Raw genomic sequence first — 25292 nt, forward strand, 5'->3', positions numbered from 1 at the left:
GGGGTGGCAATCAGCGCGATCGACCAGCGAGGGGTAGGCGCAGAGCAGTGGCAGCCAGCAAGGACAGCTTCGGGGCACGGTCGACGCTCACCGTCGACGGCACCGACTACGACATCTACCGGCTCGACGCGGTGGAGGGCTCCGAGAAGCTGCCCTTCAGCCTGAAGGTCCTCCTCGAGAACCTGCTGCGCACCGAGGACGGCGCGGACATCACCGCCGACCACATCCGCGCGCTGGCGAACTGGGACCCGAACGCCGAGCCGGACCAGGAGATCCAGTTCACCCCGGCCCGCGTGGTCATGCAGGACTTCACCGGTGTCCCCTGCATCGTCGACCTCGCCACGATGCGCGAGGCCATGGCGGAGCTCGGCGGCGACCCGCAGAAGATCAACCCGCTCGCCCCGGCCGAGCTGGTCATCGACCACTCCGTCATCGCCGACGTCTTCGGCACCCCGGAGTCCTTCGAGCGCAACGTCGAGATCGAGTACGAGCGCAACGGCGAGCGCTACCAGTTCCTGCGCTGGGGCCAGGGCGCCTTCAGCGACTTCAAGGTGGTCCCGCCGGGCACCGGCATCGTGCACCAGGTCAACATCGAGCACCTGGCCCGCGTGGTCTTCCCGCGTCAGGAGGGCGACAGGGTCATCGCCTACCCCGACACCTGCGTGGGCACCGACTCCCACACCACGATGGTCAACGGCCTGGGCGTGCTGGGCTGGGGCGTCGGCGGCATCGAGGCCGAGGCCGCGATGCTCGGCCAGCCGGTGTCGATGCTGATCCCGCGGGTCGTGGGCTTCAAGCTCTCCGGGCAGCTGCCCGACGGCGCCACCGCGACCGACCTGGTCCTCACCATCACCGAGATGCTGCGGCAGCACGGCGTGGTCGGGAAGTTCGTCGAGTTCTACGGCGAGGGCGTCTCGGCGGTGCCGCTGGCCAACCGCGCCACGATCGGCAACATGAGCCCGGAGTTCGGCTCCACCGCGGCGATGTTCCCCATCGACGAGGAGACCATCACCTACCTGCAGCTCACCGGCCGCAGCGCGGAGCAGGTGGCGCTGGTCGAGGCCTACGCCAAGGAGCAGGGCCTCTGGCACGACGCCTCGCGCGAGCCGGCCTTCTCCGAGTACCTCGAACTCGACCTCGCCACCGTCGTGCCGTCGATCGCCGGCCCGAAGCGCCCGCAGGACCGCGTCGCGATCACCGACGCCAAGGCGTCGTTCCGGGAGGCGCTGCCGACCTACGCGCCGAACGGCGACAGCGACCCCGACGACGCCGCGAACGCGAGTTCCAGCGTCGACGAGGCGGTCGAGGAGACCTTCCCGGCCTCCGACCCGGCCAGCCCCTTCGCCCACGGCAACGGCGACTCCGGCAAGCCGCACGGCGCCTCCCACGGCCCGGTGGACGGGAACCGGGCCTCCAAGCCGACCCGCGTGGTCATGGAGGACGGCACGGAGACCGAGATCGACCACGGCCACGTCGTGATCGCCGCGATCACCTCCTGCACGAACACGTCCAACCCGCAGGTCATGATCGGCGCCGCGATGCTGGCGAAGAACGCCGTCGAGCGGGGCCTGACCTCCAAGCCGTGGGTGAAGACGACGCTGGCCCCCGGGTCCAAGGTCGTCATGGACTACTACGAGAAGGCCGAGCTCACCCCGTACCTGGAGAAGCTGGGCTTCTACCTGGTCGGCTACGGCTGCACCACCTGCATCGGCAACTCCGGCCCGCTGCCGGAGCCGGTGTCGGCCGCGGTCAACGAGGCCGACCTCGCCGTGGTGTCCGTGCTCTCGGGCAACCGCAACTTCGAGGGCCGGATCAACCCGGACGTCAAGATGAACTACCTGGCCAGCCCGCCGCTGGTGATCGCCTACGCGCTGGCCGGCTCGATGGACGTCGACCTGAACAACGACCCGCTCGGCCAGGACCCCGACGGCAACGACGTCTTCCTGCGCGACATCTGGCCCTCCCCGCAGGACGTCCAGCGGGTCATCGACCACGCCGTCTCGGCCGAGCAGTTCGGCCGCAGCTACGAGGACGTCTTCGCCGGCACCGAGCAGTGGCAGAACCTGCCCACGCCGACCGGGAACACCTTCGACTGGGACCCGCAGAGCACCTACGTCCGCAAGCCCCCGTACTTCGACGGCATGCCGGCCGAGCCCTCGCCGGTCGAGGACATCACCGGTGCCCGCACCCTCGCGGTCCTCGGCGACTCGGTGACCACCGACCACATCTCGCCGGCCGGCTCGATCAAGGCCGACAGCCCCGCGGGGCAGTACCTGCGCGAGCACGGTGTGGACCGGCGCGACTTCAACTCCTACGGGTCCCGGCGCGGGAACCACGAGGTGATGATCCGCGGCACGTTCGCCAACATCCGGCTGCGCAACCAGCTGGTCCCCGGCACCGAGGGTGGCGTCACCAAGAACCACCTCACCGGCGAGACGACGTCGATCTACGAGGCCTCGCGCGCCTACATCGACGCCGGCATCCCGCTGGTGGTGCTGGCCGGCAAGGAGTACGGCTCCGGCTCGTCGCGCGACTGGGCGGCCAAGGGGACGGCGCTGCTCGGGGTGAAGGCGGTCATCGCCGAGAGCTACGAGCGGATCCACCGCTCCAACCTCATCGGCATGGGCGTGCTGCCGCTGCAGTTCCCCGAGGGCCAGAACCGCGAGTCGCTCGGCCTGACCGGCGACGAGGAGTTCACGATCACCGGGATCACCGCGCTCAACGACGGCGACGTCCCGCGCACGGTGAAGGTGAAGGCAGGCGACGTAGAGTTCGACGCCCGCGTCCGGATCGACACCCCCGGCGAGGCGAACTACTACCGCAACGGCGGGATCATGCAGTACGTCCTGCGCTCGCTGCGGGGCTCCGCCGCCTGATGGACCTGGGGCTCGGCGGTCGCGGCTACCTGCTCACCGGCGCGAGCCGGGGGCTGGGGTTCGCGACCGCCCGGCCCCTGGTCGACGACGGCGCCCGGGTGCTGGTCAGCGCCCGGGACGCCGGCGCCGTCGCCGCGGCCGCCGCGGAGCTCGGCGGGGCGCCGGCCGCGTTCGGCGAGGCGGCCGACCTCGGCGACCCCGATGCTGCCGACCGGCTGGTCGAGACGGCGCTGGACCGGCTGGGCCGCCTCGACGGCGCGCTGCTGTCGGTCGGCGGACCGGCCCCCGGCACGGTCCTGGACACCGCGGAGGAGCACTGGCGGGACGGCGTCGAACGCCTGCTGCTGGGCCCGATCCGGCTGGTGAAGGCGCTGGTCCCGCACCTCGGCGAGGGCGCGGCGATCGGCCTGGTCCTCTCCACCTCGGTGCGCCAGCCGCTGGAGGGCCTGGCCGTCTCCAACGGGCTGCGGCCGGGCATCGCGATGATGGCCAAGGACCTGTCCGACCAGCTGGGCCCCCGCGGCATCCGGGTCGTCGGCCTCATGCCGGGCGCGACCGCCACCGACCGGACCGTGCAGATCGACTCCCGGAAGGCCGACCCCGACGCCGCCCGCCGCGCGACCGAGGCGACGATCCCGCTGCGGCGCTACGGGCGGCCGGAGGAGTTCGGCCGGGTGGCCGCCTTCCTCCTCTCCCCGGCCGCCTCCTACGTCACGGGCACCATGGTCGCCGTCGACGGCGGGCGGCTCCGGACGCCGTGAAGCCCGGCCACACCGCACCGGTGCTGGTCGCCTGCGCGCACGGCACCCGCAACCCCACCGGCCGCCGGCTGGTCGCCGAGCTGGCCCTCGCCGCCCGCCGGCTGCGCCCGGGCCTGGTGACGACGGCGGCCTTCGTCGACGTCCAGCCGCCGACCGTGGCCGACGTCGTCGCCGGGCTGGCCGCCGGGGACCGGACCGCGGTCGTCGTCCCGCTCCTCCTGTCGGGCGGTTACCACGTGCACGTCGACATCGCCCGCGCCGTGGCGGCCGCCGACACCGCGCGGGCCGCCCGCCCGCTCGGACCCGACCCGCGGCTGGTCGCCGTCCTGCACGACCGGCTGCTCGCCGCCGGCGCCGACCCCACCGACCCCGGAACCGCCGTGGTGCTCGCCGCCGCCGGGTCCAGTGACCCGCGGTCGGTCGCCGACGTCTCGGACACCGCCGCCCTGCTGCAGCGTCGGTGGGCGGGGCCGGTGACCACCGGCTACGGCTCGGCGGCCCGCCCGCCGGTGCCCGAGGCGGTCGCCGCCGCCCGGCGGGCCGGAGCCGCGCGGGTGGTGCTCGCCGCCTACCTGCTGGCCCCCGGGCACTTCCACGACAAGCTCGCCGGGGCCGGCGCCGACGTCGTCACCGCGCCCCTGCTGCCCGACGACCGGATCGCGGCCGTGCTGCTGGACCGCTACGACGCGGTCGTCTCCCCCGCCGCCTGACCGCCGCCGGCCGGCCCGGCGAACAGCACCCGCACGGCGTCGGCGTAGCCGGGCGCGGCGACGTCGCCGAGCAGCAGCCGCTGCACCAGGAAGCCGAGCACGAGGGCGAACATCGCCGCCGACACGTGGTGCAGGTCGGCGTCGGCCGGCAGCCGCCCGGCCCGCTGGGCCCGCACCGCCACCTCGTGCAGCCGGCCGCGGATCCCGCCGTACGCGCCGCGGGCGACCTCGCGCACCGCCGGGTTGCGCAGCGCCTCCGCCCACGCCTGGACGGCGACCCGCGTGACGTCGACCGGCCCCCGCCCGGCGACCGACGCGACGAGATCGACCGCCGCCGCGACCGCCTCGGCGGGATCCGGGTCGTCGGCGGCGGCCAGCCACCGGTCGAAGTGGGCGACCGCCTGCCCCATGACGCGGTCGACGATGGCGCGGATCAGGTCGTCCTTGCTGGCGAAGTAGCGGTACACCGCGCCCGCGGACAGGCCGGACTCGGCGATCACCTCGGCCATCCCGGTGGCCTGGAAGCCGTTCTCGGCGAACCGGACGACGGCGGCGTCGAGGATCTGCTCGCGGCGCGCGGTCAGGTGCTCTTCGGAGACCCGGGGCATGCCCGAATCTTAAATCGGACGTTCGTTCTTGACGCACCCCACGCGGCGGAGGACGCTGGCGACCGCAAGAGAACGGTCATTCGTTTTGACGTGGAGCGCCTCATGTCTGCCACCCCCACCCGCTCAGCGGCCCGAGTCGTCCCCGGGCTGCTCGTCCTCTTCGCGGTGCTGATCGCCGTCCTGCTCACCGCCTTCGCCTGGCCCGCCGTGCGGTCGGCGCCGCGGGACCTGCCCGTCGCCGTCGCCGGACCGGCCGCCGCCACCGCCTCCCTCACGCAGGCCCTCGCCGGCGAGCGGCCCGGCGCGCTCGAGGTCCGGTCCGTGCCTGACGAGGCGGCGGCGCTGGCCGCGATCCGGGACCGGGAGGTCTACGGCGCGGTGGTCGTCGCCCCGGGCGCACCGCCCCGCGTGCTGGTCGCGTCCGCGGGGAGCCCGGTGGTGGCCCAGTCGCTGACGCAGATCGCCGCCGGTCTGGGGGCCGCGACCGGCACACCGGTCCCGGTGGAGGACGTCGTCCCCGCCCCGGAGTCCGATCCACGCGGCGCCGGCCTGGCCGCCGGGGCGCTGCCCCTGGCGATCGGCGGCATCATCACCGCCGCGCTGACCTCCCGGCTGCTCCCCCGCGTCCGGCAGCGCATCGCCGCGGCGCTGGGCATGGCGGTGGTCGGCGGGATGGTGACCGCCACCGTCCTCGGCAGCTGGCTCGGCTCGCTGGGCGGCGGCTGGTGGACCGTGACCGGGGTCGTCGCCCTCGGCATCGCGGCCACCGCACTGGTCCTGCTCGGCCTGGAGTCGCTCGCCGGGACGCCGGGGTTCGCCGTCGGCGCCGCCACCGTGGTGCTGCTGGGAAACCCGCTGTCGGGCATCGCGACGGCGCCGGAGCTGCTGCCCTCCGGCTGGGGCACGCTGGGCCAGCTGCTGCCGCCCGGGGCGACCGGATCGCTGCTGCGGTCGGTCTCCTGGTTCGACGGGGCCGGCGGCGGGACGCCGGTCCTCGTGCTCACCGCCTGGGTCGTCGCGGGGCTGGTCCTGTGCGCGATCGGAGCGGCGGTGGCGCGCCGCCGTCCGCCGGCTCCGTCCGCCCCCGCCCCCGCCGCCGTGGCGGCCTGACCCCCGCTCCGCCGGGTCCGGTTGTCCGACCGGGCCCGGCGGACGACGCTCGTCGCATGGGCAGCGACGCCGTCTTCTTCGCCCGCCCGGAGGGGGCCGGTTCCCCGCTCGGGATCGCTCCGCGGCTGGCCGGATGGATGTCCACCGGCCACCCCGACCAGGTGCACGCCCGGGCCTTCCTCACCCACGCCGAGCGGGTGCTGGGGCCGGCACCCGGCGGACCCGGGCCCCTGGCGCTGCGCCTGGACGTCGGGCTGCCCGACGACGTCCGGCTGCTCGACCAGTACGCGCTGTGCCGCTACGTGACCCCGCTGGTCGAGTGGCTCGGCTCGCACGCCGGGTGGGACGTCGCCAGTGTCTGGGCGACCAAGGCGCCGGGCGAGGACTCCTCGCTGCGCGCCGCGGCCGCCGAGCCCGTGCCGCCGCCGTCCGGCGACCGCACCTTCGTCGCCCGCGCGACGACCTCCGTCGGGTCCGCCGAGTTCACCGCGCAGGTGCGCGAGCAGCTGGCCGGGCAGGCGCCGCTGGCCGCCGGGCCGGTCTCCCTGCAGCTGTCCTACGCGGTCCCGCCCGGGTGCAACTGGCCGGGGCTGTGGCAGCCGACCGTCGACGCGCTGGCCCGGCTGCTCGGCGCCGCCGGGGACGACCGCCCCGAGGACCCGAGTGACGGCCGGATCGTCGAGCTGGGTCTGCACCGCCGGGAGGACGGGGCGCTGGGCCACGGGGTGGCGGTCACCGGCGTGCTGCGCCGGGTGCCGGGGTCGTCCCCGGACCGGGGTGCGTCCCCCGACCGGGCGACGCACCCCCCGTTGCGGGGGTGACCCCCTCCCCCCGCTGCGGCTGGGGAGGGGGGAAGAGCGAAGGGACCGTGGTCGTGGACGGGGGCACGACACCGGAGGCACGCTCATGGACCCGAGACCAGAGGTCACTCGCCGCGACGCCCTGAAGGTCGGCGCGCTGGGGGCCGCAGCCCTGACCATCCCGTTCCTGCCGGGCCCGCTGGCCGCCAATCGCGTGTCCGAGCTGGCGGAGAACAGGATCCCCCGGCCTTACACCCTCGCGTTCCGCAGGCCGCCGGTCCTGCAGCCGGTCGGGAGGGACGGCGGCCGGGACGTCTACGAGATCACGCAGAGCCAGGTCAGGCGGGAGATCCTGCCGGGGATCAAGACGACGCTGTTCGCCTACAACGGCACGGTCCCGGGGCCCACCATCCGGGCGCAGCGGCTGAACCCGATCGTCGTCCGGCAGATCAACAGACTGCCGGCCAAGCACCCCACCCTCGACTACATCCCCTGGACGTCGACCCACCTGCACGGGGCGCCGTCCCTGCCGCAGTACGACGGGTATGCCAACGACATCTCGCTGCCGGGCCAGTTCAAGGACTACTTCTACGACAACCTCGAGCCCGGCCGCACCCTCTGGTACCACGACCACTGCGTGGGCCACACCTCCGAGAACGTGTACATGGGCCTGGCGGCGCAGTACCACGTGCTCGACCCCGCGGAGAACCGGCTCGGGCTGCCCCGCGGCACGTACGACGTCCCGCTGATCGTCAGCGACGTCGCGTTCACCGCGACCGGCGAGCTCCTGTTCGACAACCGCAGCGACTCGGGACACATGGGCGACGTCGTCCTGGTCAACGGCGTCCCGTGGCCGCTGATGCCGGTCGAACCGCGCAAGTACCGGTTCCGGCTGCTCGTCGCGACCAACGCCCGCAGTTTCCGGTTCCGGCTCTCCAACAACGCCCCGCTGAACGTCATCGGGACCGACGGCGGGCTGGTCCAGCGGCCCATCCCGGTCAACGAGCTCCTGGTCGGCATGGCGGAGCGGTACGACCTCGTCATCGACTTCGCGCCGTACCGGGGCCAGCGGATCGAGCTGCGCAACATCGAGCCCGACAACACGATCGACTACGACGACACCGACAAGGTCATGGCCTTCCAGGTCGGCCAGACCGTGGGCGACGCGACCAACAACGTCCTGCCCGCGACGCTGGCACCGCTGTCACCGGTCATGGCTCTCAGGCCGGAGCAGGCCGTGAAGACCCGCCGGATCCGGTTCGAGCGGCAGGGCAGCGAGTGGGTCGTCGACGGCCAGACGTGGGACGACGTCATCCGGTCGGAGTTCCGCAAGACGATCGCCGAACCCCGGGTCGGGGACGTCGAGATCTGGGAGCTCGAGAACACCTCCGGCGGGTGGTTCCACCCGATCCACGTGCACCTCGTCGACTTCAAGGTCCTCGACCGCAACGGCCGGCCGCCCCGACCGCAGGAGCAGGGGCCGAAGGACACCGTCTACGTCGGCGAGGGCAACGTGGTGCGCATCATCGCCGAGTTCGGCTCGCTCGTCACGCCGCCCGGTGTACCGGAGGTCCGCCGGGCCGGGCGCTACATGATGCACTGCCACAACGTCACGCACGAGGACCACGACATGATGACCCAGTTCTGGGTCGGCGGTCAGGGCGCCGGGCCGGACCCGATCCTGGCCGATCCGCCCCGGAACCTGCCGGCCCCGCCGATCCCGCCGCTCGTCTGAGACCGACGATCCGCCGCGGCGCCGGCGGGCGTACGCGTCCCCGGTCAGCCGCCCGCCTGAGGTCGTTCGCCTCGTGGGCGCAGCGCTTCCGCAGGTCGGAGGGGTGGTGGCCCCGTGCCGTCCGACGGTCCCCGCGCACCGGGTCCTTCGACTCCACCCGATGCGGGGGTGACCGGATCCCCCAGCAACGGCTCGGACCTGTTCCGGATCCGGGTGAGGCTTCCGTGCACGGGGAGTCCACGCCGTTCGGGGAGCACGAACCGGGAGCAGACCGTCATGACCGACCACACGTTCAACCGCCGCGACGTGCTCAAGCTGGGGCTCGTGGGCAGCGCGGCCCTCGCCCTCCCCTACACCGTCTCCCTCTCGGGAAAACGGTTGTCAGAGCTGGACGAGAGGCTCATGCCGCGCCCCTACGTGCCGCAGACCGACTACCCGCAGCCGCCGATCATCCGGGTCGGGGCGACACCCGGCCGGGCGTCGGTGACCCTCGAACAGGCGCAGACGCGGCTGCAGGTCCTGCCGCGTCCGGCACCCTCGACGCGGCTGTGGGTGTACCGCCAACCGGGGATGGTGGGCACCTTCCCCGGGCCCACGCTCAAAGTCCGGCGCAACCAACTCCTCACCATGCGGCAGATCAACCGCCTGCCTGCCCGCCACCCGCTCTTCGGTCACGAGTTCTCGACGTCGACGCACCTGCACGGATCGCCGTCGCTGCCGCAGTTCGACGGCTACGCGAACGACCTCACCCGGCCGGGGTTCTTCAAGGACTACCAGTACGACAACAACGAGGACGCGCGGACCCTCTGGTACCACGACCACGCGTGGCACTTCACGGCGGAGAACGTCTACACGGGCCTCGCGTCGCAGTACCACCTGCTGCCGGCCGAGGGCGAGCCGACGTTCGGGCTGCCCGTGGACGACGAGTTCGACCTGCCGCTGATCATCAGCGACGCCGCCTTCAAGTCCAACGGCGACCTCCTCTTCGACGACAACAGCGAGTCCAGCCTCATGGGCGACGTGATCCTGGTCAACGGCGTGCCGTGGCCGGAGGTCCCCGTCCTGCCCCGGCGGTACCGGTTCCGGATCCTGGACGCCTCCATGTCCCGGGGCTACGACCTCCAGCTGACCGGCGGGCTGCCGATGACGGTCGTCGGCACCGACGGCGGGTTGGTCAGCCAGCCGGTCGACGTGCAGCGGCTGCGGCTCGGCATGGCCGAGCGCTACGACGTCCTCATCGACTTCTCCCGCTTCGCAGGCCAGCGGGTCGAGCTGCGCAACAACCGCGTCGACAACACGATCGACTTCGACTTCACCGACCGGGTGATGGCCTTCCGGGTCGGCACCGACCCCGGCGGGAGCGACGCCCCCCTGGACCTCGCGGGCTGGCCGCGGGTGGATCCCCAGGGTGTGCTCGCGCTCGACCCGCGCAACGCCGTGGCGCGCAGGACGCTGCGGTTCGAGCGCCAGGGCGGCGAGTGGACGATCAACGGTCTCACCTGGGAGGACGTCGAGGACTCCAACTTCGAGAACGCGATCGCCCGTCCGCAGCGCAACACCGTCGAGGTGTGGGATCTCATCAACGACTCCGGCGGGTGGTTCCACCCCATCCACCTGCACCTCGTCGACTTCCGGATCATCAGCCGCACCGACGGCCGCGGGCGGGTGCAGGTGTACGAGAACGGACCGAAGGACGTGGTCTACCTCGGGGAGAACGAGAAGATCCGGATCGTGGCGCGCTTCGGTCCGCACACCGGCCGGTACATGATCCACTGCCACAACACCGTCCACGAGGACCACGACATGATGCACCAGTTCTGGGTCGTCGACGGCAACGACGTCGGACCGAACCCGATCACGGCGGCGCCGCCCCGCCCGGTGTCGGAGCTCTGACGCGGGCCCGGCTCAGCCGGGGTCGGCGCCGGTGGCCGCCGGCCGGCCGGGGTCGGCGGCCCACTCGGACCACGACCCCGGCCACAGCGCCGCCTCGACGCCCGCCACCGCCAGCGCCGCGACCTCGTGCGCGGCGGCGACACCGGAGCCGCAGTACGTGGCCACGGGCCGGCCGCGGGTGGCGCCCAGCCCGGCGAAGCGCGCGGCCAGGACGTCGGCGGGCAGGAAGCTGCCGTTCGCGGCGAGGTTCTCCGTCGTCGGTGCGCTGACCGCGCCGGGCACGTGGCCGGCGCGCGGGTCTACCGGCTCGATCTCGCCGCGGTAGCGCTCCGCCGCCCGCGCGTCGAGGAGCACGCCGCCCGCCCCGGGCAGGGCCGCCGCCTCCTCGATCGACAGCACCGGGAGGCCACCGCCGGTCAGCGTCACGTCGCCCGGCTCGGGGGTCACCGCCCCGCGCTGCAGTGACCCGCCCGCGCGGACCCACGCGGCCAGGCCGCCGTCGAGCAACCGGACGTCGCGGAGCCCGCCCCAGCGCAGCAACCACCAGGCCCGCGCCGCGGCCAGCCCGCCGGTGTCGTCGTAGGCGACGACCGGGTCGCCGTCGTGGATGCCCCACCGCCGCGCGGCCGACTGCAGCCGCTGCAGCGAGGGCAGCGGGTGCCGCCCGGCCGACGGGGACGGCGGGTCGCTGAGCTCGGTCTCGAGGTCGACGAAGACCGCCCCCGGCAGGTGGCCGGTGGAGTGGTGCTCGCGGCCGTGCGGGTCGCCCAGCGCCCAGCGGACGTCGAGCAGCACCGTCCGGCTGCGGCGGGCCCGCAGCTCCTCGGCGGTGACCAGCACGGGGACGCCGGTCGCCGGGGTCACTGGGGGGCCAGCAACCCGCGCAGCTCCTGGGTCAGCGCCTCACGGGCCTCCGGGTGCTGGTGCCAGGCGGCCGGCGTCGACTGGAACAGCGAGATCCGCCAGCGGCCGCCCCCCTGGTCCACGGCGACCATCGTGTGCACCGTGTGCAGGTCCGGGTCGAAGTCGCTCGCGCCGGCCGGGATCATCCCGGCGTGCGCGAGCAGCGCGGCCACGCCGGGCGCGACCGGCCGGACCGACCGGACGACGCCGACGTAGGACGGGGTCTGGTGGCTGCCGAACACCTGGCGGAGGTCGGCGGCGATCGACAGCCGGCCGCGGTGGTGGCTGCCGTCGAAGCCGATGATGTCGCCGTCGTCGGCGAAGCCGGCTGCGACCGCTGCGCCGCTGCGCCGGTTCCAGCCGTCGAGGAAGGAGGCGTAGAGCGCGCAGATCTGTGTTTCGGCGGGGTGCGCTGACGTCACGCGCTGTCTCCTCTGTGCGGTACTGCGACAGGAGTGACGGTAGTGGTCAGGCTGCGCCGACCGTCCGCCCCTCGCCGACGGCGAACTGGGTCCGGTAGAGGTCGGCGTAGCGTCCACCGAGCGCCAGCAACTCACCGTGCGTGCCCGACTCCACGATGCGACCGTCGTCGACGACGAGGATCTGGTCGGCGCTGCGGATCGTGGACAGCCGGTGCGCGATCACCAGCGACGTCCGGCCGGTGAGCGCGGTGTCCAGCGCGTGCTGCACCGCCACCTCCGACTCGCTGTCCAGGTGCGCGGTCGCCTCGTCGAGGATCACGATGCCGGGCGCCTTGAGCAGCACGCGGGCGATCGCCAGCCGCTGCTTCTCCCCGCCGGAGAGCCGGTAGCCGCGGTCACCGACGACCGTGTCCAGGGCGTCGGGCAGGGACCGGATCAGCCCGCCGATCCGCGCGCCGGTCAGCGCCGCCCACAGCTCCTCCTCGGAGGCCTCGGGCCGGGCGTAGAGCAGGTTGGCGCGGATCGTGTCGTGGAACAGGTGCGCGTCCTGGCTCACCACCCCGATCGCGTCGCGGAGCGAGGCCAGGGTGGCCGACCGGACGTCGAGCCCGCCCACCCGGACGGTCCCGCTGGTCGCGTCGAACAGCCGGGGAACCAGGTTGGCGATCGTCGACTTGCCCGCGCCGGAGTGCCCGACCAGCGCGACCAGCTGCCCCGGCTCGACGCGGAAGGAGACGTCGTGCAGCACCGCCGTCGGCCCGCCGTGCTCGGGCAGCGACACGTCCTCCAGCGACGGCAGCGACACCTCGGCCGCCGACGGGTAGCTGAACGACACGTGCTCGAACTCGATGGACCGGTCGTCGGCCGGCAGCGGCACGGCGTCGGGCTCCTCGCGGATCATCGGCTCCAGGTCGAGCACCTCGAAGACGCGGTCGAAGCTCACCATCGCGCTCATGACGTCGACCCGGACGTTCGCCAGCGCGGTCAGCGGCCCGTACAGCCGGGACAGCAGCAGGGCCAGCGCGACGACGTCGCCGGGGCTCAGCGAGCCGGTGAAGGCCAGCCAGCCGCCCATGCCGTAGACCAGCGCGGTGGCCAGGGCGGCGACCAGGGTGAGCGCGGTGAAGAAGGTGCGCCCGTACATGGCCGACAGGACGCCGATGTCGCGCACCCGGGCCGCCCGGCCGCGGAAGGCCTCCGCCTCGGCGTGGGGCCGGCCGAACAGCTTCACCAGCAACGCGCCGGCGACGTTGAACCGCTCGGTCATCGAGGCGTTCATCGACGCGTTGAGCCCGTAGGACTCCCGGGTGATCTCCTGCAGGCGCCGGCCGATGCGGCGCGCGGGCAGCACGAAGACGGGGACGAGCACGAGCGACAGCGCGGTGATCTGCCACGACAGGCTGAACATGACCCCGGCGGTGAGCACCAGGCCGATGGCGTTGGAGAGCACCCCCGACAGGGTCGAGGTGAACGCCTGCTGGGCACCGATGACGTCGTTGTTCAGCCGGCTCACCAGCGCGCCGGTCTGGGTGCGGGTGAAGAAGGCGACGGGCATCCGCTGGACGTGCTCGAACACCTTGCTGCGCAGGTCGTAGATGACGCCCTCGCCGATGCGGGCGGAGAACCAGCGGGTGGCCAGGGAGATGCCGGCGTCGACGACGGCCAGCCCGGCGATGAGCAGCGCGATGCGGACGATGTCGCCGGCCGTGCCCTCCAGGCCCGCGATCCGGTTGATGATCTGCCCGGCCAGCAGCGGCGTGAGCACGCCGATGAGCGACGAACCGACCACCAGCAGCACGAACCAGGTGAGGTCGCGCTGGTAGGGCCGGGCCACCCCGAGGATGCGGCGCACCGTGCCCGGGGGCAGCTCCCGTGCGGCGACCGACGGGTCGCGGCGGAACGACCGCATCGTCGCCATGGAGGTCATCGAACCGTGCACGTCCACGTCACCTCCATCCGTCGTCGGGCCAACACCACCACCCGGTGGCCTGTTCCGCACCCAGGATGTCAGCGACCTCCGACGAGTTCGGCCAGCCGCCGGACCTGTGCCGCCCGTTCCGCGGCGTCCTGCGCGGCCGGGTCGTTGCGCACCGCGGCCCGGAGCAGCGCGGCGGTCTCCCGGCTCGCGCCGGCCGGTGCGGCGGTGATCGCCGTGACGAGCTCCGCGACGGCGGCGTCGAGCCCCTCGGCCGGGACGACGTGGTTGGCCAGCCCGGCCGCGAGCGCCTCGGCGGCGCCGACGGCCCGGCCGGTCAGGCACATCTCCAGCGCCCGCGAGTAGCCGACCAGCTCGACCAGCGTGCTGGTGCCGGTGAGGTCCGGGACCAGCCCGAGCGACGCCTCCGGCAGCCGCAGCGCGGCGTCCGCGGTCAGCACCCGCAGGTCGCAGGCGAGCGCCAGCTGGGCACCGGCCCCGATCGCGTGCCCCTGCACCCCGGCCACCGAGACGATCCCCGGCGAGCGCAGCCAGCGGAACCCGGCCTGGTAGCCGCGGATCCGCTCCTGCACCTCCCCGGCCGTCAGCCGGCCGAGCTCCCCGAGCCCGCCCGGGGTGCCGGGGTCGGTGCTGAACAGGTCGCGGTCCAGGCCCGCGGAGAACGAGCGGCCCGCACCGCGCACTACGACGACCCGGATCTCGTCGTCCAGCGAGTTCCCGACGGCGGCCAGGGCGGCCCAGGTGGCGGGCGTCTGCGCGTTGAGCCGGTCGGGGCGGTCGAGGGTGACGGTGAGGACGGCGCCGTCCCGCGCCGTCCTCACCCACCCGTCGTGGTCCTCCGGGGTCAACTCTTCTTGCTGTTCCGGTTCGCTCCCCCGCGACTGCGGAGCGTCGCACCGGACTCCGACAGGAGGCGGTGGACGAACCCGTACGAGCGGTTCGTCGAGGTCGCCAGCGAGCGGATGCTCTCGCCGCCGTCGTACCGCTTGCGCAGCTCGTCGGCGAGCGACGACCGGTCACCGCCGGTGATGCGCTTGCCCTTGCCGAGGTCCGCAGTGCTCGAGTCGGCCATGACTCCCCTCCGTCAGCAACCGGCCACGGACCCCGCCGGTCCGCTGTGGCTGCTCGTCCCCTTGGCGCCGGGCCCCACTGGCCACGGCATCCCGCGGTCCATGATCACCCAGCACCCCCGGACGCGCGACGCGAAGCGATCACTCGATGCCAGATGCGCTACGACCGGTGCGGGGACGGCTCCGGCCGGGACGGCGTCAGGCCAGCTCGACCAGGTCGGCGAGGTCCTCGCTCCAGCTGTCCTCGGTGCCGTCGGGCAGCAGGATCACCTTGTCGGGGTTCAGTGCCCGCACCGCGCCCTCGTCGTGGGTGACGAGCACGATCGCGCCGGTGTAGGTCCGCAGCGCGTCCAGCACCTGCTCGCGGCTGGCCGGGTCGAGGTTGTTGGTCGGCTCGTCGAGGAGCAGCACGTTGGCGCCCGAGACGACCAGCGTGGCCATCGCGAGCCGGGTCTTCTCGCCGCCGGACAGCGTGCCGGCCCGCTGGTCGACGGTGTCGCCGGAGAACAGGAACGCGCCGAGGATGCGCCGCAGCTCGGTGTCGGTGCTGTCCGGCGCCGCGGACCGCATCACCTCGAGGAGGGAGCGGTCGAGGTCGATCGTCTCGTGCTCCTGGGCGTAGTAGCCCACCCGCAGGCCGTGGCCGGCCTTCACCTCGCCGGTGTCGGGCACCTCCGTGCCGGCCAGCATGCGCAGCAGCGTCGTCTTGCCGGCGCCGTTGAGGCCCAGGACGACGACCCGCGTGCCCCGGTCGACGGCGAGGTCGACGTCGGTGAAGACCTCCAGCGACCCGTAGCTCTTCGACAGGCCCTCCGCCGTGAGCGGCGTCCGCCCGCACGCGGTGGGGGTCGGGAAGCGCAGCTTGGCGACCCGGTCCTGCACCCGCACGGCCTCCAGCCCGGAGGCCAGCCGCTGGGCGCGCTTGTCCATGCTCTGCGCCGCCTTGGCCTTCGTCGCCTTGGCGCGCATCCGGTCGGCCTGCGCGCTCAGGGCGTCGATCTTGCGCTCGGTGTTGGCCCGCTCCTGCTTGCGCCGCCGCTCGTCGGTCTCCCGCTGCGCGAGGTAGGGCTTCCAGCCGAGGTTGTAGATGTCGACGGTGGCCCGGTTGGCGTCCAGGTGCCAGACCTTGTTGACGACGGCGTCGAGCAGCTCCACGTCGTGGCTGATGACGATGAGACCGCCCTTGTGCGCGCCCAGGAAGCTCTTCAGCCAAGTGATCGAGTCGGCGTCCAGGTGGTTCGTGGGCTCGTCGAGCAGCAGCGTCTCGGCGTCGGAGAACAGGATGCGGGCCAGCTCCACGCGACGCCGCTGGCCGCCGGAGAGGGTGCGCAGCGGCTGGACGAGCACCCGGTCGGGCAGCCCCAGCGCCGTGCAGATGCGGGCCGCCTCGCTCTCGGCGGCGTACCCGCCGAGGGCGGCGAACTGGTCCTCGAGCCGGCCGTAGCGTCGCACCGCGCGGTCGCGCTCGGCGTCGTCGGCGGGCTCGGCCATCGCGATCTGGGCCTTGGTCATCTGCGCGCGGAGGGCGTCGAGGCCGCGGCCGGAGAGCACCCGGTCGCTGGCGGTGATGTCCAGGTCGCCGCTGCGCGGGTCCTGCGGCAGGTAGCCGATCTCCCCGGTGACCTCCACCCGGCCCGCGTGCGGGAGCCGCTCGCCGGCGAGCGTGGTGAGGGTGGTGGTCTTGCCGGCGCCGTTGCGGCCGACCAGGCCGATGCGGTCACCGGGCTGCACGCGCAGGGCGGCCTCACTGATGAGGACGCGGGCGCCGGCGCGCAGCTCGAGGCCGGTCGTCGTGATCACTGATCCCAGGGTAGGCGCTCCTCCGGCCGTCGGGCGCCGACTTCCGGGGTGACATCGGCGGCACCGCCGTCCACAGGTGGGTGACGACCCCTCCCACGGCGGCGGCCGCCGGGCCAGGATCCCGGCATGACCTCGCCGAACGGGACGTCGTGGGGCCCTCCGTGCCCGGTGTGCGGCCGGCCGACCGACGGGCCGGGCCCCGCTCCCTGCCCCTCCTGCGGGCTGCCCGCCGCCGGCGAGGCGGCGCGGGTGGTGGCCCGCATCGGCACGACGATCAACGAACTGGCTCGCGACCGCGAGCAGCTGCTGGCCACGCTGCGGGCGACCGCCCGCCCGGCCACGCCGCCGTCCACCGCCCCGCCTCTGCCCACCGCCCCGCCTGCGTGGCCGGCTCCGCCGCCCTTCCCGGCGCCGCCGTTCCCCGCTGCTCCGCCCGGGCCGGCTGCTCCGCTCCCGCCGCCGCCTCCGCGGACGCCGCGCCGGCCGGTCAGCCCGCAGCAGGTGCTGCTCGGGCTGGGCGCGTTGCTGGTCGTGGCCGCCGCCATCGCGTTCGTCGCGGTGGCCTGGACCCGGCTGGGGCCGGCCTTCCAGTCCCTCGTCATGCTCACCGTCACCGCGGCGGCGTGCGCGGTGTCCGCGTGGACGGCTCGGCGCGGGCTGCGGGCCACCGAGGAGGCGCTCGCCGCGGCAGGGGCCGCGCTGCTCGCCGTCGACCTGGGGGCGGCCCGCGCGCTGGGCCTGTGGGGCCTGGACGGCGTCCCCCTGCGGCTGTGGACGGCGATCTCGTGCACGGTCGTCGCCGGCGTCGCGCTGGGACTCGGCCGGGCCACCCGGAGCACGGTCACCTGGCCGCTGGTCGCCCTCGTCGCCGCCCAGCCGGTTCCGCTCCTGCTGCTGCCGGCCGACGCCGTCGTCGGGCCGGCCGGGGTGGCGGCCGCGCTGGGGGTCGCCCTCCTCGACGTGCTGGTGCTGCTCCGGGTGCGCCCCGCCGTCACGCCGTCCGCGCGGGTGCTGGCGGCAGGGTGGGCCGCCGCTGCCGCGTTCGGCGGCACGCTCTCCGCGTGGGAGCGGGGGCCGGTCGACTCCTGGACGACGACCGTCCTGCTGACGGCGGCCGGCGGCGTCGTTCTCGTGCTGCTCCGCGACGCGCGACTGGCCGCCCACCTGACCCCCGCGCCGGTCGTGGCCGGGAGCGCGGCGGCCGTCGCGGCCCTCGCGCTGGCCGGGTCGCTGGAGCGCTTCGGCACGGCGGGGTGGCTCGCCGCGGCCGGCCTGGGCACCGTCCTGCTCACCGCCGCCGTCCTGCTCGCCGCCCGGCCCGTGGCGCGCAGCGGGCTGCTCGCCGGTGGAGTGGTCCTGGCGGCCGGTGAGGCCCTGCTGCGCTACGGCGAGGGACGGTTCGACGTCCTCGCGCTGGTGGTCCTGGCCGCCGTCGTCCCGGCGGCGACGGCCGCCGTCCGGCTCCCTGCCCTCCGGCCGCACGCCACCGGTGCCGCGCTGCTGCTCCCCGTGGCCGCGGCCCTGCTGGCGCGCGAGGACGGCTCGCTGTCCTCGCCGGCCGCCGGCCTGCTCGTGGCGCTGGTCGCGGCCGGAGCGTTCGCCGTCGCCGCGCTCCGTGCTCCCGAGCGGGAGGAGCCGGTGGCCGCCGCGTGCGGCGCCGTCGCGGGCGTGGCCGCGGGCCTCAGCACCGCGACCGCAGGAGCCTGGGGGCAGGTCGGTGTGCAGCTGGCCCTCGCCGGGGCGGCGGCCGGGTGCTACGCGCTCGTGGTCCGACGCCGGCCGGTGGCCGTGGCCGCCGTGGGCGAACTCGTGGTCGCCGGCTGGATCGCCACGGCCGGGGCCTCGGTCGACGCCGTGGAGGCGTACACCCTGCCGGCCGCGGCGGCGCTGTTGCTGGTCGCCCTGCCGCAGGTGCGCGCCGGGGCGCGCTCCTGGGCGGCGGAGGGGCCGGCGGCCGTGGTGGCGCTGGTCCCGTCGACGCTGGTCGTCGTCGCCGAGCCGACGGCCCTGCGGCTGGTCGGCGTGGTCGCGGCCGCCGCGGCGCTCACCGTGGCAGGCACGCTGGCGCACCGCCAGGCACCGTTCGTCGTGGGGGCGGCCGCGCTGGCGTTCGTGGTGCTGGGCCGGTTGACGCCGTACGCGCCGCTGCTGCCGCGGTGGGTCACCCTCGCCACGGCCGGGCTGCTCCTCCTGGTGGTCGGCGCCACCTACGAACGCCGACGTCAGCAGGCGCGCGAGGCGGTCGCCTGGGTGACCGAGATGCGGTGACTCCCCCCGCTCATCCGCCGCGCCGCTCCGCGACCGCCTGGTGCGCCGCCTGCAGCGCGTCGTGAGCGTAGAGCCAGGCGTTGTGGGCCAGCGGATCGTCCGTGGCGAAGGCGGCGTCCCGGGCCCGTTGCTCCGGGCCGTCGGGCAGGTGGTGGTGGCCCTGTCGCCCCCGGCTGGCCGTCTGCACGCGGGCCGCGCGAGGCCCCCGCACGGACTCGTAGAAGGCCAGCGCCTCCGGGACGGTCATCCCGGGCTCCGCCAGGCAGACGGCCAGTACCGCGGCGTCCTCCACCGCCTGCGCCGCACCCTGGGCGAAGAACGGGAACATCGGATGAGCGGCGTCGCCGAGCAGCGCCAGCCGTCCGGACGTCCACGTGCCGATCGGTTCGCGGTCCAGCAGGGCCCACCGGCCGACCTCGCCCGCGGCCGCCACGAGTGCCTCCAGCCGGGGATCCCAGCCGGCGAACTCGGCCGCGAGGTCCTCGACCCGCCCCCGGGACTCCCACGACTCCACCGCGAAGTCCCCGGCCGGCGAGAAGGCCACCAGGTTGACCAGGCGCCCGCTGGAGACCGGATAGTGCACCAGGTGGTGCTCCGGCCCGAGCCAGAGGGTCTGGACCGGTCGGCGGGCCAGCTCCGGCGCGCGCTCCGCCGGCACGAGCGAGCGCCACGCGCACAGTCCCGAGTAGCGCGGGGGCTCCGCCCGGGTCACGGCACCCCGCAGGACCGAGTGCACACCGTCCGCGCCGATCACCGCGTCGGCGGCCACGGACGTGCCGTCGGCCAGCCGGAGCCGGATGCCGTCGGCATCCTGCTCCACCCCTTCGGCGCGGGCACGGAGGTGCAGAGCCGCGGCGGGAACCGCCGAGCGCAGCAGCGCCAGCAGGTCGGCACGGTGGATGACCCAGGTGTCCTCGCCGTACATGGCGGCGGAGTCGTCGAGCGGCTGCTGGAAGAGCACCCGTCCGTCCTCCCACCGACGGAACTCCCAGCCCACCTCGAGCCGCACGGCCTTCGCGGCGACGCCCTCGTGCAGGTCCAGAAGCCGCAGCAGCCGCATGAGGTTCGGCGCGACGACCAGGCCCGCCCCGATCTCACGGAACTCCTGCGCCTGCTCGTGGACGGTGACCTCGATGCCCCTCCGGTGGAGGAACGCGGCCGCAGCCAGCCCCCCGACGCCACCGCCCGCGATCGCGACCCGCACGCCCGTCCTCCCGTCCGTGAGCCCCGCTGTGGTGAGACGACGACGGCCCGCCCGGCCGGCGCTCCCCGCGACGGCTCGTGGCCCCGGTCCCACGAGCCGGGGCCACGGCGCGCCGCGGTCAGTCGTCCGCGAGGACCAGTTCGCCCGTGTCCACCTGTTCCTCGATGAACCCGTACTCACGCATCAGTTCCTCGACCTGGCTGATGTCCGCCGGCTCGCTCTCGACCGCGAACGCGATCGGGTTGAGGCCGGCCGCCACCTCCGGCGGGAGCTGGGTGTACGTGGGGACGACCTCGCCCACGAGGGCTGGGTCGTCGGCGACCATCTGCACGGCGGCGTCCATGGCCCGCTCGAAGGCGGCCACGGTCTCCGGGTTCTCGGCCGCGAACTGGGCGGAGGTCACCCACCCCGCCACCGGCAGGTCCTCGGTCGGCCCGGCGAACACGTCGAGCACCAGCTGGGCCCCCTGCGTGTCGGTGCCGATGCTCACGAACGGCTCGACCAGCCAGGCGGCGTCGACGTTGCCCGAGCCCAGCGCCGTCAGGAAGTCCGGGGGCGGCAGCTCGACGAACGTGACGCTGTCCGGGTCGACACCGGCGTCGTCCAGGGCGGCGCGCGTGGTGAGCTCCATGATGTTGCCCAGCCCGTTGATCGCGATGCGCTTGCCGGCCAGGTCGGCCGGTGCGCTGATCCCGCTGTTCGGCAGGGTGTACAGCCCCTGGACACCGGGCCGGTCGTTCTCACGGACGACCTTGAGCGGCAGTCCCTCCGACGCGGCCTGCACGACCGACACGTAGTTGCTGTAGGCGAACTGCTGTTCACCGGAGACCAGCCCGGGGATCAGCCCGGCACCGCCGCCGCCCGCGACCTGCGGGGTGACCGTCAGCCCCTCGTCCTCGAACAGGCCCTCCTGCATCGCCACGTAGAACGCCGAGACCTCGGCGAAGGGCTGCACGCCGACGCTGACGTCCGTGGTCTCGGGGCCCCCTCCGCCCGTGCTGGCCCCTGCTGCCTCGGCGTCCTCGGCGGAGCCGCCGCAGGCCGCCACGGACAGGACGCACAGGGCAGTGGCCATCGTCAGCGTCGCTCGTGACCTCAGTGATCGCTTCACCGGTTTCCTTCTCTCTCGGGGGTGCTGTCTGGGCGGGGGACGGCGGCTCCCGTCACGCGATCACGAAGCCCTCGTAGTCCTTCGCGGCGACGTCGCCGGCGATCTGCCGGTAGGTCCCCACACCACCGACGTAGGGCATGAAGACCCGTGGCTTGCCGGGGGTGTTGGCGCCGAAGAACCAGGAGTTCGGCGACCGGGGGTAGAGCGTCCTGCCGGCCACCTCGTTGACGTGCTCGACCCAGGCCTGCTCGGCCTCCTCGGTGGCCTCGACCCGGCGGGCGTCCTGGAGCGTCGCGTGCTCGAGCAGGTCGGTGATCCACTCGACGTGCTGCTCGATGCTGTTCACCATGTTGCTGAAGACCGACGGGCTGCCCGGCCCGGCCACGATGAACAGGTTGGGGAAGCCCGCGGGAGCCACCCCGAGGTAGCTGCGCGGACCGTGCGCCCACTTCTCCCGCAGCGTGCGCCCGCCGACCCCTCGGATGTCGATCTTCAGCATGGAGCCGGTCATCGCGTCGAAGCCGGTGGCGAAGATGAGCACGTCCAGCTCGTAGGTGCGGTCCGTCGTCGCCAGCCCGGTCGGCGTGATCCGCTCGATGGGCGCCGACCGGACGTCGACCAGGCTCACGTTCTCGCGGTTGAACGTCTCGTAGTAGCCGGTGCCGGAGCACAGCCGCTTCGTGCCGAAGTGGAAGCCCCTCGGGCTGAGCAGCTCCGCCACCTCGGGGTCGGCCACGATCTCGCGGATCTTGCCGCGGACGAACTCGGCGCACTCCTCGTTGGCGACCGGGTCGACGAGGATGTCGGAGAAGGCCCGCATCATGTACAGCCCGCCCAGCTGCCAGCGCAGCTCGAACTCCCGCCGCCGCTCCTCCGCCGAGACCTCCATGGCCTTCTTCGGGTTCGACAGCTGGTTGTGCCCGAAGCCGGAGACGCGGGCCTTGGCGCGGCGCTCCGGGTACTCCGCCTTCCACTCCCGCTCGACCTGCTCGATCATCGGGTGGTTCTGAGCCGGCATGCAGAAGTTCGCCGTGCGCTGGAAGACCGTGAGGTGGGCCGCCTGGTCGGCCACCAGCGGGATCAGCTGGGTGCCCGAGGACCCGGTGCCGATGACGCCGACCCGCTTGCCGGTGACGTCCACGCCCTCGTGCGGCCAGTCGCCGGTGTGGAACCACTGACCCCGGAAGGTGTCCAGGCCGGGGACGTCCGGCACCTGGGCCACCGAGAGCACGCCCGTGGCCAGGATGCAGAAGCGCGCCGTGACCAGCACGCCGTCGTCGGTGCGCACCGTCCACCGCGAGGTCTCCTCGTCGAAGGACGCCTCGTCCACGCGGCTGTCCAGGCGGATGTCCCGCCACAGGTCGAAGCGGTCCGCGACGTGGCGGATGTAGGCGAGGAGCTCCGGCTGGGAGGCGTACCGCTCGGTCCAGTGCCACTCCTGCTGGAGGTCGTCGTCGAACGAGTACGAGTAGTCGAGGCTCTCGATGTCGCACCGGGCTCCGGGATAGCGGTTGTGGTACCACGTGCCGCCGATGTCGCTGCCGGCCTCGAAGACCTGCACGGTCATGCCGAGCGTGCGGAGCCGGTGGAGGGCGTACACCCCCGCGAAGCCGGCGCCGACGACGACCGCGTCCACCTGCCGCGGCACCCCGGCGTCCTCCGCTCCGACCAGGTGCGTCCGCACCTGCTGTCCCTCGTTCATCCGTCGCCCTCCGCTCGCCGGTCCGTGCACGAGGACTGTGCGGCGCACGTCGCTGGGTGACCACGAGCGTTCTCACGTGCCGAGAAAGTTCTGGTGACCGGGGTCATGGCGCATGTCACGCTCTCGGCATGACCGGCACCGAACCGCGGGACAACGTGCTGACGAGGGCGGTGCGCATCCTCGAGGTCTTCGACGCCGACCACCGGTCGCTCCCGGTCGCCGCCGTGGCGCGACGCGCAGGTCTCCCGACACCGACGACGTACCGGCTCGTCGGCGAGCTCGTCGAGCTGGGACTGCTGGAGAAGGGCAGCGACCGCCAGGTACGCGTCGGCCTGCGGATGTGGGAGCTGGCCTCGCGCTCCTCGGAGACCGTCGGGCTGCGGGACCTCGCGATGCCCTTCATGGACGACCTGCACGCGGCCGTGCGACAGCACACCCAGCTGGCGGTGCTCGAGGGGGACGAGGCGCTGTACCTCGAGCGGAAGTCGGCGCGCGGAGCGGAGGTCGTCAACATCACCCGGACCGCCAGCCGGCTGCCGGCCCACGCCTGCTCCTCGGGGCTCGTCCTGCTCGCCCACGCCAGCGCGGGAGTGCAGGAGCGGGTCCTGGCCGGGTCGCTGCGCCGCATGACCCCGCTCACCGTGACCGACCCCGCCGAGCTGCGGCGCCTCCTGGCCGAGACCCGGTACCGGGGCTACTCGGTGGTGCGCGGCTGGGTGCACGAGGAGGCCGCGGGGGTCGCCGTCCCCATCTGGGGAGCCGACGGCGAGGTCGCGGCGGCGCTGTCGGTCATCATCCCGAACGAGGACGGGCGAGCCGCGGCGGTGATCCCCGCGCTCCTCACCACGGCCCACGGCATCGGACGGGCGCTCGCCGCAGGGTCGAGGTCTCCGACACCCCTCGCGCGCTGAGCCCCGCGGCGGCGGTCCCCCGGCCGGCCCCGCGGCGGTGACCGCCGCCGGGTGTCACCGGACCCCCGGCCCTACGGTGGGCGCGGGGAACCGATGCGCGAGGGGGCCGCCGTGGACACTGCGCCACCTCCGCCGCTCGCCTATCGCGTCCGGGGGCTGGAGTGGCTGCTCGCCGTCGGCGTCCTCCTCGTCGCGATCGCCGGCGCCGGGCTGACCGCGGTGTTCGGCGGCAGCTGGATCCTGGTCGGGCTCGTCGGTCTCGCCGCGGCGGCGGCCTTGGCGTCGTGGGCCGGCGCGGTCGCCGTCCTCCCGCGGTCGGAGGAGGCGTTCGCCACCGCGGCGGTCGCACTGACCGCGGTCGCCGTCGGCGCCCGGGGTCCGGTGCTCACCGGGAGCGTGTGGCCGCTGGTCGTCGTGGGCGGCGCGTTCGCCGTGCTGGGGTTCCTGCTGCCCCGGCCGGCCGTGTGGCCGCTGGCCACCTGGGCCGCGGCGCAGGTGGCGGTGCTGCGCGCGTTCGAGGGGGTGCCGACCGGGCTGCCCGAGGTCGGCCTGGCGGTGGGCACGGCCCTGGCCGGTCTGGCGACGGCGTGCGCCGCGCGTCCGGTGGTCGCCCGGTTCGCCCTCCTCACCGCCCTGGCCTGGTGGACCGCGGGGGTCGTCGGTGCAGTCACCGTGGCCTGGACCGGCGCGGGCCCGGGCCGGTGGGTGTCCGTGGTGCTGGCCGCCGTGTCCGCCGCCGCCCTGCTCGCCGCCCGCGAACGGGCGATCCTGCGGCCCCTCCTGCGACCCCCCTCGGCCGTTCCCGTCCTCGCGGGCATCGCGGTCGGGGCCGCCGTCGGCGCCGCCCTGCACTCCCCCGGCCCGGTGGCCGTCCCGCTCGCCGGCTACCTGGGCGTGGGCGTCGCCTCGGCCGCCGCGGCGCTGCTCACCGGCGCGACCCGCCGGGTCGTGCTGCCGCCGGTCGCCGCCGCCTGCGCCACGCTCATCGTGCTGTGCCTGGTCCAGTTGCTGGCCGAGGAGCGGTGGACGGCGCTCACCTGGCTGTTCGCCGTCACCGCGGCGCTGTGCCTGCTCACCGGGCTGCTCCGGGCCGACGAGCGACCGGCCGTGATCCCCACCGCCGTCGCCTGCGGCGGGCTGGCCGCCCTCTGCACCGTGCCGCCCGGCGGCCCGGCCGCCGCCCGCGGTGCGGCCGTCGCGCTCAGCGCCCTGTACCTGCTCGCGCTGGCCGCCGGGCTGGGCATGGACGCGCGCACCCGCCGGCCCACCGCGGTCACGGGTGCGGCCTGCGCCGCCGCGGCCGCCGCCCTGCTGGTGGCCGTGGGCAGCCGCGGGCAGCTGGCCGCGCACCTCGCGGTCCAGGGGGCCTGCACCACCGCCTGGGCGTGGACGCTGTGGTGGTGGGCGCACGCCGCGCCCGCGGCGGCCCCGCCCGCGGCCGGGCAGCCCGCGCCGGCCGTGGAAGTCGGAGG

19 protein-coding genes and 1 pseudogene are annotated in these 25292 nt (G+C 74.4%); 10 read left to right on the top strand and 10 right to left on the bottom strand.

Going from position 1 to position 25292, the window contains the following annotated elements:
* The first annotated feature begins 47 nt into the window (after positions 1 to 47).
* Genes MY520_RS17710 through MY520_RS17720 form a run of 3 tightly spaced genes read left to right on the top strand, consistent with a single transcriptional unit; the run spans position 48 to position 4347 of the window.
* The gene (locus tag MY520_RS17710; RefSeq protein WP_436693877.1) at positions 48 to 2876 is read left to right on the top strand and encodes an aconitate hydratase; all 2829 of its coding nucleotides are present in this window, start codon (positions 48 to 50) and stop codon (positions 2874 to 2876) included.
* A complete protein-coding gene (locus MY520_RS17715) occupies positions 2876 to 3637 on the top strand; it encodes an SDR family oxidoreductase (RefSeq protein WP_436693878.1) in 762 nt (253 codons plus the stop codon). Before MY520_RS17710 ends, MY520_RS17715 begins: the two co-directional genes overlap by 1 nt.
* Positions 3634 to 4347, top strand: coding sequence for a sirohydrochlorin chelatase (locus tag MY520_RS17720; RefSeq protein ID WP_436693879.1), 714 nt, complete (start codon positions 3634 to 3636; stop codon positions 4345 to 4347). Before MY520_RS17715 ends, MY520_RS17720 begins: the two co-directional genes overlap by 4 nt.
* Here MY520_RS17720 and MY520_RS17725 read toward each other — a convergent pair.
* Positions 4317 to 4955, bottom strand: a complete 639-nt coding sequence (locus MY520_RS17725; protein ID WP_436693880.1) for a TetR/AcrR family transcriptional regulator — start codon at positions 4953 to 4955, stop codon at positions 4317 to 4319. The two genes, MY520_RS17720 and MY520_RS17725, sit on opposite strands and share 31 nt — an antisense overlap.
* 102 nt (positions 4956 to 5057) lie before the next feature.
* Here MY520_RS17725 and MY520_RS17730 point away from each other — a divergent pair, with 102 nt between their 5' ends.
* From MY520_RS17730 to MY520_RS17745, 4 genes are all read left to right on the top strand, one after another.
* Complete coding sequence (locus MY520_RS17730; RefSeq protein WP_436693881.1) at positions 5058 to 6065, top strand: hypothetical protein; 1008 nt, start codon at positions 5058 to 5060, stop codon at positions 6063 to 6065.
* A 56-nt stretch (positions 6066 to 6121) separates the two neighbouring features.
* Complete coding sequence (locus MY520_RS17735; protein WP_436693882.1) at positions 6122 to 6886, top strand: hypothetical protein; 765 nt, start codon at positions 6122 to 6124, stop codon at positions 6884 to 6886.
* Positions 6887 to 6971: 85 nt separating this feature from the next.
* Positions 6972 to 8600 carry a multicopper oxidase family protein gene (locus MY520_RS17740; RefSeq protein ID WP_436693883.1) on the top strand — a complete coding sequence of 543 codons (1629 nt, stop codon included), beginning with the start codon at positions 6972 to 6974 and terminating at the stop codon, positions 8598 to 8600.
* Positions 8601 to 8876: 276 nt separating this feature from the next.
* Positions 8877 to 10493 carry a multicopper oxidase family protein gene (locus MY520_RS17745; protein WP_436693884.1) on the top strand — a complete coding sequence of 539 codons (1617 nt, stop codon included), beginning with the start codon at positions 8877 to 8879 and terminating at the stop codon, positions 10491 to 10493.
* A 12-nt stretch (positions 10494 to 10505) separates the two neighbouring features.
* On the opposite strand, the gene MY520_RS17750 is transcribed toward MY520_RS17745, so the two are convergent.
* From MY520_RS17750 to MY520_RS17775, 6 genes are all read right to left on the bottom strand, one after another.
* Positions 10506 to 11357, bottom strand: a complete 852-nt coding sequence (locus MY520_RS17750; RefSeq protein ID WP_436693885.1) for a sulfurtransferase — start codon at positions 11355 to 11357, stop codon at positions 10506 to 10508.
* Positions 11354 to 11818: an SgcJ/EcaC family oxidoreductase gene (locus MY520_RS17755; RefSeq protein WP_436693886.1), complete on the bottom strand. Its 465-nt coding sequence runs from the start codon at positions 11816 to 11818 to the stop codon at positions 11354 to 11356. Before MY520_RS17755 ends, MY520_RS17750 begins: the two co-directional genes overlap by 4 nt.
* Before the next feature lie 46 nt (positions 11819 to 11864).
* A complete protein-coding gene (locus tag MY520_RS17760) occupies positions 11865 to 13763 on the bottom strand; it encodes an ABC transporter ATP-binding protein (RefSeq protein ID WP_436693887.1) in 1899 nt (632 codons plus the stop codon).
* A gap of 62 nt (positions 13764 to 13825) precedes the next feature.
* Positions 13826 to 14575, bottom strand: a complete 750-nt coding sequence (locus tag MY520_RS17765; RefSeq protein WP_436693888.1) for an enoyl-CoA hydratase/isomerase family protein — start codon at positions 14573 to 14575, stop codon at positions 13826 to 13828.
* 23 nt (positions 14576 to 14598) lie between these two features.
* A complete protein-coding gene (locus MY520_RS17770) occupies positions 14599 to 14826 on the bottom strand; it encodes a helix-turn-helix domain-containing protein (RefSeq protein WP_419750147.1) in 228 nt (75 codons plus the stop codon).
* A gap of 196 nt (positions 14827 to 15022) precedes the next feature.
* A complete protein-coding gene (locus MY520_RS17775; RefSeq protein ID WP_436693889.1) occupies positions 15023 to 16624 on the bottom strand; it encodes an ABC-F family ATP-binding cassette domain-containing protein in 1602 nt (533 codons plus the stop codon).
* 126 nt (positions 16625 to 16750) lie between these two features.
* On the opposite strand from MY520_RS17775, the gene MY520_RS17780 reads away from it, so the two are divergent.
* Positions 16751 to 18892 carry a DUF2157 domain-containing protein gene (locus tag MY520_RS17780; protein WP_436693890.1) on the top strand — a complete coding sequence of 714 codons (2142 nt, stop codon included), beginning with the start codon at positions 16751 to 16753 and terminating at the stop codon, positions 18890 to 18892.
* Between the two features lie 10 nt (positions 18893 to 18902).
* Here the strand turns inward: MY520_RS17780 and MY520_RS17785 are convergent, their stop codons facing one another.
* The 3 genes from MY520_RS17785 to MY520_RS17795 all read right to left on the bottom strand — a co-directional run bounded on the left by MY520_RS17785 (position 18903) and on the right by MY520_RS17795 (position 22909).
* Complete coding sequence (locus tag MY520_RS17785) at positions 18903 to 20096, bottom strand: FAD-dependent monooxygenase (RefSeq protein WP_436693891.1); 1194 nt, start codon at positions 20094 to 20096, stop codon at positions 18903 to 18905.
* 118 nt (positions 20097 to 20214) lie between these two features.
* Positions 20215 to 21171, bottom strand: a complete 957-nt coding sequence (locus tag MY520_RS17790) for an ABC transporter substrate-binding protein (protein ID WP_436693892.1) — start codon at positions 21169 to 21171, stop codon at positions 20215 to 20217.
* Positions 21172 to 21259: 88 nt separating this feature from the next.
* Positions 21260 to 22909, bottom strand: coding sequence for a flavin-containing monooxygenase (locus MY520_RS17795; protein ID WP_436693893.1), 1650 nt, complete (start codon positions 22907 to 22909; stop codon positions 21260 to 21262).
* A gap of 128 nt (positions 22910 to 23037) precedes the next feature.
* On the opposite strand from MY520_RS17795, the gene MY520_RS17800 reads away from it, so the two are divergent.
* Positions 23038 to 23820: an IclR family transcriptional regulator gene (locus tag MY520_RS17800; RefSeq protein ID WP_436693894.1), complete on the top strand. Its 783-nt coding sequence runs from the start codon at positions 23038 to 23040 to the stop codon at positions 23818 to 23820.
* A gap of 111 nt (positions 23821 to 23931) precedes the next feature.
* Positions 23932 to 25292: pseudogene (locus MY520_RS17805) on the top strand (hypothetical protein); the annotation flags it as partial.

The sequence above is a fragment of the Geodermatophilus sp. CPCC 205506 genome, from assembly GCF_051383635.1.
In the GTDB taxonomy this organism is placed as follows: Bacteria; Actinomycetota; Actinomycetes; order Mycobacteriales; family Geodermatophilaceae; genus Geodermatophilus.